Below are 11,824 nucleotides of genomic sequence, written 5' to 3'. Positions count from 1 at the left end.
CTTAACGAAAAAAATTAGTTTTTAATAATTTTTTTTGTTGTTACTGTTCCGTTATCAGCAGTAAACTGAACGATATAAATACCCGGAAGTTGTTTTGCAATGTTTACATTAAACTCTCGTTCTTTATTCGTTTTTCCTTCAAAAACAACTTTGTTATAAATACTGGTTATTTTTAAAGTTCCCTGCTCCTCATTGTTTATACTTATTTTAAGAATTCCATCTGTAGGATTAGGATAAATGGTAACCAAGCGAGATTCTGCTGCTTCTGTAAGGGCAATTTCATTTCCTTTCGTATTAGGTTTCCCTGCTTTTACAAGTGCAAAACGTTCACCGCCTTCCAGTTCGCGACTTCTCGCATCTTCCTGAACAAGGTCTAATGCAATTTGTTGATCTGCCGGGAAATCTTTTGCTACCCTAAAGTCAAACGTGATTCCAAAAGTTTCATTAATCTCAATTGGTAAATTTGCTATGTATGCTTCTCTTGAAGCAATAAGAATTTTATTTTTATCCAGAATTCTTACTCCTTTCAAACTTCCGTTTGCTTCTGCTCTTTCAAATAATTTTGGATCCAGTGTTGCTTCGATAGTACCTCCCAGATCAAAGAAATTATTTTTAAATTCTTCGTTAAATCCTTTATCTGCAAATCTTATATTTACAGTTTTAGATTTAATACCTCTAATAAATACTGCTGTAGGAGCTACAAAATCTGTTGTATTTAAGTTGTAAACACTTAGATTTTTCCAGGCAATGTTATTATTGTTTTTTGCATTTGCAGCGATGCTTACATTTGTTTGCTCATTAAACATAGGATCTCCCTGAGATTCTATTCTTGCGGCTAAACAAAAATGATGTTGATCATACGTAAAATCAGCAGGATTTGGCGGGTACCAAGGGATAACTACAGTAGCATTACCACCGGCTGCGATAGACGGAATATTTACCTCTCCTATTTCATCGCCGTGAACTACCGTACCCACAACAAAATTGACAAAATTTGTAGGCCATGTCAAGCCTGAAGAAGCTTTTGCAAAATAAAGTTTTACTTTTCCTGCAGTACTTGCAACAGTTCCTTTGTTGTATACTTTTATGTAAACTCCGTTTGGTGAACTCACTTTATATTCCGGATTTTCGTGTACCACACCACCATCAATATTTTGTCTTACCCAGATGTCCTCACTAATCCACATAGGTCCTGAATCCGGATTTGGCTGTAATCCAATATCATAAGGTCTGTCTTTTATGTACAAATCCGGTACAGCAATTCCTGTTACAATAACCGAAAATTTCTGACTGCTGTTTACCAAAGTCCCTTTGTGGGTTACTGTTACGGTATAATTGCCCGCAGCCCCAACAATACTAATGCGTTCAAAAGGATCCTTGGTGTTATCGCCTAAACCATTTGTAGTTGCTGTTAATAATCTGTACGGAAAATTCGTTCCTGCCGAGTTGGTTACACGAATGTCTAAATCGTTGATCAATTTTGCAGTGCCAATATTAGCTGTACTTCCAGAATAAGCTACTCCGGCAGGATCTGTCCAGGAAATTGAAGCTATCAGCGGATTTACACCATCTGATGTTACAGATAGTGTGTAAGTTCCTCCGTTAGCCAGGGTACTTTCCTGAATAATTGCCGATGTTCCGTTTTTTGTAATAGTCTCTGCCGCAAATTTTGCATTTAGCAAACCCCATCCAAATATAGCATCAGGACCTACAGCTCCCGCATCGTCTGCAGTGTGCAAAGCCAATCCTTTTAAGGTTGCTGCACGCATAAAATTTCCGGTTAGATTTTTATAATGCTGTTGCAACAAAAGCAATGTTCCGGTCACGTTTGGCGATGCCATAGAAGTTCCGGTTGCATTACCATAACTGGTATTTATTAGCGGTGTAATCGTAGGCGAAGTAAGTGTCGCTGTCGAATATACAGAAGTTCCGTTTCCGGTAAGATCGGGCTTGATTCTTAAATCATCTGTAGGTCCCTGACTACTGGATCCATTAATTGTAACACTTGTCAATGCTCCTGTAGCACTAATAACGGCATCATTGGCGTTGGCAATAACAAGATTGTTTTTGCAGGTACCAAATCCTGTTAGCTTATCATAAGCAGTAAAACCCCCTAACGGACTTGTATTGGCGGTATTATCACCTCCGTCATTTCCGGCAGCTTTGACCATCAGATAATACGGCGCATTGAACATCACATTATCCCAATCTCTTGCAATAGTCTGATAGGCTCCAAATTGCCATGGTGCTATTAAAACTGCTCCTGCACTATTTCTGGTAGCCCAGCCATACGAATGATTCGAGAGTAACATTCCGTTTGCAGCAGCTGTTGTTGCTTCGGCGAGATCACTATTCCAGTCATTTGTTTTAGCATTTGCCTGATTGGCCATCCCTTTTGCTGCTGCCACAGATCCTGCTGCCACAATAGTACCCGTAACATGATTGGCATGCTGGCTATTGTTACTCGACGGATTAATAGCAGTAACTCCGTCAAGAATAGAAACCCTGCCGCCAAACTCATTATGAGTAGGTAGCGTAGCGCCCCCGTCCCAGACATAAGCCGTCATCGATTGTCCGTTTAGATTAAGTCCTAAACCACCACCGGAATTCAAATAATTGGCTCGTGTAGATTTTGCAGCGTTAACATTTTCAGGAGTAAAATAAACCGGAAATTTCCCGTCGGCAGTAACATCTATCAATTCGCTTTGTGTACCATCTTTATTAATATAAGTGATACTCCAGCCATTGGTTCTCGCCAGACTAACGGCTCTTTCTTTGTTTTTATCCGATTCTGATTTGAACCTGACACTCAAAGATTCGAGCTCTGAAAGATTGGTATTCGATTTAATAATTTCAATATCATTTTGCGTTTGCGAATAACCAATTCCGCAGACACAAAAGAGGGCAATTTTGTATAAATTTTTCATAAGATTTGATTTAAGGGGTTAATCATTTTTTCATATTCAAAATCTTTGTAAAAAATTGGGGGACTTCTTGTTTTCATAATTTTAGGGTTTTAAAGGATTAGAAAATAGGCAGAATTATTGTAAGAGTAGACTGAATAGCAACAAAGCGTTTTATTTACTTACAAAGTAGTGTTATTTTGTAAGATTTTATTTTAAACACACAAAAATCGTTAAACTAAACGAAATACATCAGCGTATAAATACCTGATTTAAAACATATTGCATATTTATTAAAAAAATACCCGAGCAGGCTAAAACAAAGCCCTTAAGAAATCTAAGGCTTAATTTTGTAAGTATTCATTAGGATTTTAAAGCAAAAAAGTCCCATTCGCAGCTGCGAATGGGACTTTTTGAATTTTAGGTTATTTTTAAATTTTGCTTTATAAATTAAGCGAAATAATCAATAACCAGAGCTTCGATTAATTCCTGTATTAATACATCAAATCGTGCTCAAGTTCTTTATCTTTTTTTCTGGAATGAGAATCTCTGTGTTTTCTCATCACGCCCCATTTTACACAAGTAGCACCCCATGAAAAACCAGCTCCAAAAGTCGTAATCAATATATTTTGACCTTCTTTAAAATCAGCTGCAAAATCCCAAAGACATAACGGGATCGTTGCAGATGTGGTATTACCGTATCGTTCGATATTTACTTTTACCTTTTCAGTTGGAATATTCAGGCTTTCGCTTACGGCATTAATAATTCTAAGATTAGCCTGATGTGGCACCACCCAGTCAATATCTTCGACATTCAGGTTATTTCCGGCAAGAGCCTCTTTAGAAACATTTGTCATCGATTCGACTGCTCGTTTGAACACAAATGCTCCTTCCTGATTTATAAAATGTTGTTTGTGTACAATACTCTGCATGCTTGCAGGAATTTTAGAACCTCCGGCAGGTACCATCAAAGCAGATGTACCACTACCATCTGTTCGCAAAATACTTTTCATCACACCATAATCTAATGTTGTTTTCTCTAAAAGCACTGCTCCTGCACCATCGCCAAAAAGAATACAAGTATTACGGTCTTCATAATCTACTATCGAGCTCATTTTATCTGCTCCAACCACAATAATTTTTTCATATCGTCCGCTTTCGATCATCGTAGTTGCCATTTCGAGAGCATACAAAAAGCCACTGCAAGCTGCATTCAGGTCAAATCCAAATGCATTGGTAAATCCGCTTAATTGACATACTTTACTAGCTGTAGGCGTTAACAGATGATCCGGTGTGGCAGTTGCCAGTACCAAACCATCAATTTCTAAACGATCTATATCATAAGTTTCTAATAAATTTTCGATTGCAGCACAAGCAAGGTCAGAGGTCGCCTGATTTTCATCCTTGGCTATTCTTCGTTCTTTTATACCTGTTCTTTTTTCTATCCACTCTCCAGTAGTATCAACAATTTTTGAAATCATCTCATTACTAAGTATAGAACTTGGTACAAAGCCACCTATAGCTGTAATTGTTGCCTTCATTTTTTTTTGTTTTTGTTATTTTGATTCCTTTCTTTTGCTGTTTTTTTGTCACATAAAAACAGATTACAAAATAACGGTAGAAATTTGGAAAAGACAATAGTCAAACCCTTAAACCTATCCTAAAATTCTGATTTGCCGCTTATTAACAAAACAACCTCGCAAACCCTATTTTTGCGATGAAATTTCTAAAATATCCGCACAATAACTGTTAATTTTTTTCTTTATCCCTTTAATGAAGGTGTTTGGTTTTGTTGTTAATGGTGCAGAAAAGCTATAATCGTACGGTGGCGATCAAAGTTATTACAAAAAAACCTCGGCCTGATCAGGGACGAGGTTACAATATCAGGAAAATTTCATCTTTAAGAAATTTCCCTTCTACTTATTTTTTATCATTTTAAAAGAGTCCGGAATCTAAAAACTGACCGATTCCAGAAACTCAATTACTTCTCCGTTGGGGCTATAGACCAGACTATTACTCACCGTTACACTTTTTCCAGAACTTCTAAGTTCCAGCGTTTCTTTTGCAGATAATGGTTTTGCACCATTTTCGATTGCTTCTTCATACGCTTTTTTAGCATCAACAACAGTAAAACAAATGTGCAAAAGCGCATTTTCGACATACGGATCTCCTAGTTTTCTTTTGCGTCCCTGAGTAGGAAAATCAGCATTGTTATCGCATATTTCGATATAACAATCAAATCCTTTGTTTTTTAGCATTATACATTTTTCTAAATTGAACTCGGGAAGACTCCAATCGTGTACCACCTCAAAATTAAGGGTGCTGTAAAATGCGACTGTTTTTTCAAAATCCTGTGCTTTAATCGCAAAATGATGAAAGCCTGTTATATTATTATTCATTCTGATTATTTTTTGATGTAAATGTATCGTCTAATACAGTTTTGAAGTACTTACTAAAAGATTTATTTTGAACACATAAAGATATATCGCCCTTATGGAGCTTTGGTAAAAATCGCAGCCTTTAATCATGTCCAACAGAAAAACCATATCATTCTAACCAAAACCATTCCTTTACATCAGTTTCTATAGTTTCCTCTTTTACAACACTTTCAAACTCATTTGTGGCAATATTATGCTGGTAATCTTTTTGCCATTCTTTATGGTTTAAAACTACTTGTTGCAGGGCATCACTAATAAATAAAACTTCGGCATTTGTTGTTATCGGATGCAGTGACAAACGTACCCAGCCCGGTTTATTGGTCTGATTTTTCTGCAGTAGTTCATGGGTTATTTCTTTGGATTTTTTTTCATTAATATCAAATAAATAGTGCGCATAGGTACTGGCACACGACCAGCCACCACGAACCTGAATCCCAAAACGATCGTTTAACAATCTTACAATTAAATTATAATGAAGATCTTCGATTATAAAAGAAACACAACCAATTCGATCTGTTTTTAGATCTCCCAAAAGAGACAAACCCGGTATCTTTTGAAACTCAGCATAACAAAGCTCCAACAATTCTTTTTCTCTGCTTTTGATGTTTTCTACTCCCATCTGGTCTTTTAGTTTTAGTGCCAAAGCAGTTCTTATCACTTGCAAAAAACCGGGAGTTCCGCCATCTTCCCGTACTTCGATATTGTCGCTATAATGATATTCTCCCCACGGATTGGTACTTTTTACGTTTCCGCCACCAGGATTATCAGGAAAATTTGATTTGTATAATTTCTCATTAAAAACCAAAACACCGGAGGTTCCGGGACCTCCCAGAAATTTATGTGGCGAGAAGAAAATAGCGTCCAATTGCTGTTCCGGATCTTCAGGATGCATATCGATTTGAATGTAAGGTGCCGAAGCTGCAAAATCGACAAAACAAAATCCGTTGTTCTGATGCAGGATTTTAGCCAATTCATGATAAGGCGTGATAATACCCGTAACATTAGAACCTCCGGTAAAAGAACCAATCTTTAAGGTTCTGTCTGCATATTTTTTAAGTGCCTGAGAAAGTTTCTCCGGATCTACCAAATTATTTTCATCAGGAGGTAAAACTACCACATCTGCATTGGTTTCGTACCACGAAACCTGATTCGAATGATGCTCCATGTGTGTTATAAAAACGACCGGTTTGTCGTTACTGTTTACAACTGTACCCTGACGTAAACCAATAATACGCTGCAATTTTGACAAAGCAGCTGTCATGCCGGTTCCGGTGGTCACTAAAACATCCGATTCATGGGCGTTAACATGCTTTTTTATAACGTCTCTGGCATGATTATACGCGTAGGTCGAAGCCTTGCCTGTTTCGCTCGAAAACGAATGTGTATTGGCAATCATTGGTCCTATTTTATTGAGCATGATATCTTCAATTGGTACATACAACCTGCCGCTGGCAACCCAATCTGCATAAAGTAACTTTTGTTTGCCATAAGCCGATTCGAATGTATGATTTATGCCAATTGTATTACCTCTAAATTTAGAAAAATAGTGTTCTAACAAACTTGGTTTCGTTTTTTTATCCATTACATTCATTTCCATATCATTTTTAAATTAACATCTTTTTTAAACTTTGATTACCACCGCAGTAAGCTTACATAACCATTTTAATAAAAACCAATACATTGACTGATTTTAGAGGACAAACAAAGGATTTACTAAGCTAAAGTTACAAATTGACACAAAGTTGCGTTAACATATATATACCATAACTCAAGCTGCAAACTTCAATGGTAGTGGTTCAATGATAGTATTTCAATGTTTTGCAATCATGTTGCGTTTAGGTTAAATCCTAGCCTTTAGTAACTTACCGTGTCTTGTATTAATTACTAGTATTCAAAAGTGACTTAAGTGTAGCCTGCAATTCTTCGCCACGAAGATTTCTCGCTACGATAATACCTTTAGAATCTACCAGATAATTGGCAGGAATTGCTCTTACACCATATAATTTGGCGATTTCGCTATTCCAGAAGATTAATTCTGAAACTTGCAACCAGTTCAGGTTGTCGTCTTTAATTCCTTTTACCCAGTTTTCTTTCTTTTTGTCTAATGAAACACCAAACACGTTAAATCCTTTGTCGTGATATTCTTTGTAAGCGGCTACGATATTTGGATTTTCTTTTCGGCAAGGTCCACACCATGAAGCCCAGAAATCAACTAAAGTATAGCCTTTTAGATTTTCTGAAAAACGCACCAATTTTCCTTCAGGATCTTTGGCGGTAAAATCCGGTGCTTTTTTACCAACCTGCAATCCATTCAGCACCTTTACCAGATCCTGAAGTTCTTTTACATACGTGCTGCTGTGCAAACTTTTGTCCAAAAGTGCAATGTTTTGTGTGATCTGATCCGGAGTTAAGCGATACGACCAGTTTCGATACAATACATAGGCAGACACCAGGGATTTAGGATGTTCTGTTATAAATTTACTAATCTCCAAATCTTGACTTTTGCGATAAGCATCAAACAAATCCTGCGATGCAGATCCTTCTACTACCGATGTGCTGTAATATTTAACCGGGCTCAATTTTACTGTAATTGGTGTATTTTCAAGAAAAATATACAAGGGCGTATTTGCCGTATTAACACTTAATCCGTACAATTCCGGAAGTTTGACTTTTGTTTTAAAAGCAAAATTGCCGTTTGTTACTTTTACCGAATCTATTGTGGTAAACATCTTGTTATGAAACTTTTGCAAGTACACATATTTAGCTACCGTATCCGTAACGGTTCCTTTTAATTGCACATTTGCATCTTGTGCCTGAACTCCTGCCGCGCTTAAAGACAGTGCCAGAAATAATAGTATTTTTTTCATTTGTATATAATTTAAAGTTGATTTATTTGCTCTTGAAACTTATTAATTTTAACACATAGTCCCGATAGTCTCCTACCGTGTGGACACAAGTAAAAAAGTAACACGAATTGCACTAATTCGTTTGTGAAATTAATTTCACAAACAAGGTTAACTTATTAAAATTTGTGCAAATTAGTGGAATTCGTGTTCAAAATTGATTTATAATATTTATGTCCAGACGGTAATTTAAATTGATTCCGAAAGGTGTTTTTAGAAAATTGAACATGAGTATCCGCAGGCCTATTACATAATGGCCATACATAAACACTGTAGAAACAATAAAAATTGATTGGAAAATTTTAAGGTATTCGCATTCGGAAAACTAAAGTTTCATTTTCTCTAAAAGGCAAATTTAATTGCGCAGAACAGGCGTGTAAAAATAATAGTTCAGTTTTCATTTTAATTTCAAAAAAGGTTTTAACAATTTGACCTTATTCAGATTTACCAAGGAAATCTTTCTTATCTGTCCGCTACAGCGGAAGGATTTAGCACCTTATTTGGCAACAGGTTGCTAAGACATCACAGGGCCTAATCCCTCAGTCTTTCTGGATAAGTCATGCAGAAATATTCTGCTGCTGCAAATATACATATAAATTCTATGTAATTAGTAGAGTTTAAATTTATTTTCTGAATATTTAAAAAAAATAAGCACTGAATATCACTTGTGTGGTGTGTATTGAATAGAAAAAAATATGGTTAATAACCTATAAAACAGTACCTAAATCAAAAGAATAGCGTTTTAAACTTCTAATAAAAGTTATTCTAAAAATCTTTTTTTTACCTGTTTTTTAGTAGATATTTTCTTAACGAAGGGCTTTACTTTGCCTCCATCCTACACAAAACAAGGATATGAACTTCTTTTTTAGTAACTTTAAACTTCTTCGCACAATTATCTCAAAAAAATTACCCCATCAATTACTGCTTTTTTGTGTAAAGAAAACCGAAAGAATTGTGTTTATTCTGAACTGGCTACTCTCCCGTTTTTCGATAAAAAAATTGGTATAAAGGCAATAAATGCTTTTATTACCTGTTTTAATAAGGAGAGATTAATGCCTTTTGTTTTAAGGGTTACTTTCTATTTATTTATTAATATTATAAGATTTATGAACAGGATATTATTTTTAGTTATTATAATTAGTATTTCGATACAAGGATACTCGCAAAAAGAATTAAAGGGAAAATACAAACCCATTCCGGCCAAAAACGCAGAGACCAAAGAAGTTTTGCCACCCACAGAAACTCCGCCAAAAGAAGAACCGCCGCTTCCAAAAGAGCCAACAGTTTTAAAAATTAATCCGGAAGATCTCTATAAAAACAATAGTTTGTATAAACCGGAAGCAAATGTTGAAGGTATTTTTTACAGAAGAAATGAGTATTTGGGAGGTTTTGTGACCAATACGTCTGTTTCTACAGTTCGGTATCGTGATGCTGCTTTTGTAGATGGCGATAAAATCAGGGTTTATCTGAACGATAAAGTAATTGAACCTGAAGTAAGTTTAAATGGCGATTTTCAGGGATTTAAAATAACATTGGTTCCCGGAATAAACAAAATTGATTTTGAAGCTTTAAACGAGGGCTCTGCATCTCCTAACACTGCCGAATTTGAAGTTCATGATGACAAAGGCGCCGTTATTCAGGCCAGTCAATGGAATGTGGGTACGGGATATAAAGCTACTATTATTTTGTATAAGGAGTAGAGATTTTAGATTTTAGATTTTAGATTTTAGATTTTAGAGAATAGAGAATAGAGGAAAGAGAATAGAGGAGAGATCTTGAATTATAGATTGGAGAATCGATTATAAAAATCCTCTCGTCCGGCAGATTTGATTGCTGGCGAGAGGATTTTTTTTTGGTTACTTCTTTTAATTATTGCAAGTCTGCCTTAAAGACGATTATTTCCTGATGGCATTTAGGGCGTTTTGCATCTTTTACTCTTTATTAATTTGCGTGATTTTATTGTATTCTTCAAATGATTTGTTGGGGTCAGATGTGGCATATTCGTTCTCTGGTTCCGGGATTACGTGAATTTTTGAATCGCTCAGAGATACAATCGCTGAGCAAACATATACACCAATCTTGCCTTCGCTGTATTTGAAATCCAATAAAGTCAATTTGACAATGTCATTGATCGAAAGTTCATAGTAATTTCCGTATCGGATGATCTTAAAATAAATTTGCTTATTCTCGACGATCTCAAACTGATTGGTTTGAATATTTTCGAAAACAAAGTTATTCTTCACGTCTTTTTCATTAAATCCCCAGGCTCTGAACTGAACGTAACCGTTTACAAAATCAATCGAGATATAATAAGCGGTTCCCTCCTCGTCGCATTCGATTACAAAACCTGTTTTCCCCATTCCTTCAACAGCCAGTGTTCCTTCCCAGACAAAATTACTGGAGGGTTTCTCGAAACAAAAAACTTCGTAGCCGCTTCGACAGCCAAACCGCCATTTGTTTTCGTTTTCTAACTCAAAATTTGCGGCTGGATTTCCTAAAATAGGAATGGGAAGTGCTAAGTTTTTTTGAACAATTGTTCTTTGATAAAGTGTTCTCCAATGGTGGTACGTTTTTAATAAAAGTCTGCCATTTGTATCTACATCCAATTGTTTTGGTGGCGGAATTACCCGATGTGTATTGACGTTTCCTCCAACAAAATAAAAATTGTAAATCAGGTAATACTCCCCTTCTTTTACAATTCTGGCGGCATAATTACCCTGCGGCAGCAATACATTATTATGAAAAGCATGATATTCTCCCTTAAAATCGGGCGAAAACCAATATCTAACTTTTATATCTTCTCTGATCGAGCCTAACAAATAGTGCATTCCTTTTATTTCGACAACACAAGGACATTCGATATCATCATAAACATAGGCAATATGCAACGGTTTTTGCAGTACAAAGCCTTTTTCGCTTCTTTTTGCTACACCAATACAGCCTCGCCTATAGGTTGGTCCTACTGCACTACGGGCGCAAATAAGCAAATAGTCTTCGTTCTCAAACCGGTATTTATAAGGATCTCGAAAACTAAGCCATTCACGCGGATTGTTATCGAAACTTTCATAATAAGGGGCATCACTTTTTAAGGGTAAACCATATAGATTTTCTTTTGTCCAATGAATTAAATCTTGCGAAACTGCTCGTCCTACTTTTTGCATAATCCCTTTATCCTGACGTTTAAGTCCTGTATAATACATTTCGTAACCTGCTCCGTCAGCATTTTTACTCACGTGCATGGTCCACAACATATCATCATCCCATTCTCCGGGATCTCCAACCCACACGGCATTTTTTACCCGTTTCCAGGAAAGCCCGTCTTTTGATATTGCGTGTGCAATATAATCGTGATTTGGAATTATTAAATGAAATAAATGATGCACTCCGTTTTCATCTATAAAAACATCAACATCGCCTATTTCCCAACTACTAAATCCTGAACCTGAATACATATTACTTCATTTTATTTAACGTGCTGGCTGTAATTCATAAAATATATTTAACACTCTTATGGGGTATCCTTTCTAATGAGGTGAAACTCCTTTTTTTGCAGCATGCAAATTCTATATTTCTCTGTGCT

Annotated in this window: 7 protein-coding genes and 1 riboswitch; of the genes, 1 reads left to right on the top strand and 6 read right to left on the bottom strand. The window is 36.1% G+C overall.

The window, feature by feature from the left end:
* Positions 1–14 precede the first annotated feature (14 nt).
* The 5 genes from B0A64_RS15975 to B0A64_RS15955 form a co-directional block, all read right to left on the bottom strand.
* Positions 15–2,927, bottom strand: a complete 2,913-nt coding sequence (locus B0A64_RS15975) for a S8 family serine peptidase (protein WP_089480499.1) — start codon at positions 2,925–2,927, stop codon at positions 15–17.
* 470 nt (positions 2,928–3,397) lie between these two features.
* Complete coding sequence (locus B0A64_RS15970; protein WP_089480498.1) at positions 3,398–4,444, bottom strand: beta-ketoacyl-ACP synthase III; 1,047 nt, start codon at positions 4,442–4,444, stop codon at positions 3,398–3,400.
* Positions 4,445–4,855: 411 nt separating this feature from the next.
* Positions 4,856–5,302, bottom strand: coding sequence for a VOC family protein (locus B0A64_RS15965; protein WP_244285430.1), 447 nt, complete (start codon positions 5,300–5,302; stop codon positions 4,856–4,858).
* A 148-nt stretch (positions 5,303–5,450) separates the two neighbouring features.
* A complete protein-coding gene (locus tag B0A64_RS15960; RefSeq protein WP_089480549.1) occupies positions 5,451–6,932 on the bottom strand; it encodes an aminotransferase class V-fold PLP-dependent enzyme in 1,482 nt (493 codons plus the stop codon).
* A gap of 286 nt (positions 6,933–7,218) precedes the next feature.
* Positions 7,219–8,208: a TlpA disulfide reductase family protein gene (locus B0A64_RS15955; protein WP_089480496.1), complete on the bottom strand. Its 990-nt coding sequence runs from the start codon at positions 8,206–8,208 to the stop codon at positions 7,219–7,221.
* Between the two features lie 495 nt (positions 8,209–8,703).
* Positions 8,704–8,803, bottom strand: a riboswitch (SAM riboswitch).
* 547 nt (positions 8,804–9,350) lie between these two features.
* Here B0A64_RS15955 and B0A64_RS15950 point away from each other — a divergent pair.
* Positions 9,351–9,944: a hypothetical protein gene (locus tag B0A64_RS15950; protein WP_089480548.1), complete on the top strand. Its 594-nt coding sequence runs from the start codon at positions 9,351–9,353 to the stop codon at positions 9,942–9,944.
* Positions 9,945–10,175: 231 nt separating this feature from the next.
* Here the strand turns inward: B0A64_RS15950 and B0A64_RS15945 are convergent, their stop codons facing one another.
* The gene (locus B0A64_RS15945) at positions 10,176–11,696 is read right to left on the bottom strand and encodes a glycoside hydrolase family protein (protein ID WP_089480495.1); all 1,521 of its coding nucleotides are present in this window, start codon (positions 11,694–11,696) and stop codon (positions 10,176–10,178) included.
* Positions 11,697–11,824 lie beyond the last annotated feature (128 nt).

It is taken from the genome of Flavobacterium araucananum (assembly GCF_002222055.1).
GTDB lineage: Bacteria > Bacteroidota > Bacteroidia > Flavobacteriales > Flavobacteriaceae > Flavobacterium > Flavobacterium araucananum.
Note: the sequence above shows the minus strand (reverse complement) of the source record. Positions and strands in the feature narration are given on the sequence as shown.

Excerpts from the sequence above, each read along its gene's own strand:
- B0A64_RS15945 (WP_089480495.1), bottom strand. The coding sequence starts at position 11,696 with ATGTATTCAGGTTCAGGATTTAGTAGTTGGGAAATAGGCGATGTTGAT.
- B0A64_RS15965 (WP_244285430.1), bottom strand. The coding sequence starts at position 5,302 with ATGAATAATAATATAACAGGCTTTCATCATTTTGCGATTAAAGCACAG.
- B0A64_RS15975 (WP_089480499.1), bottom strand. The coding sequence starts at position 2,927 with ATGAAAAATTTATACAAAATTGCCCTCTTTTGTGTCTGCGGAATTGGT.
- B0A64_RS15970 (WP_089480498.1), bottom strand. The coding sequence starts at position 4,444 with ATGAAGGCAACAATTACAGCTATAGGTGGCTTTGTACCAAGTTCTATA.
- B0A64_RS15950 (WP_089480548.1), top strand. The coding sequence starts at position 9,351 with ATGAACAGGATATTATTTTTAGTTATTATAATTAGTATTTCGATACAA.
- B0A64_RS15955 (WP_089480496.1), bottom strand. The coding sequence starts at position 8,208 with ATGAAAAAAATACTATTATTTCTGGCACTGTCTTTAAGCGCGGCAGGA.
- B0A64_RS15960 (WP_089480549.1), bottom strand. The coding sequence starts at position 6,932 with ATGAATGTAATGGATAAAAAAACGAAACCAAGTTTGTTAGAACACTAT.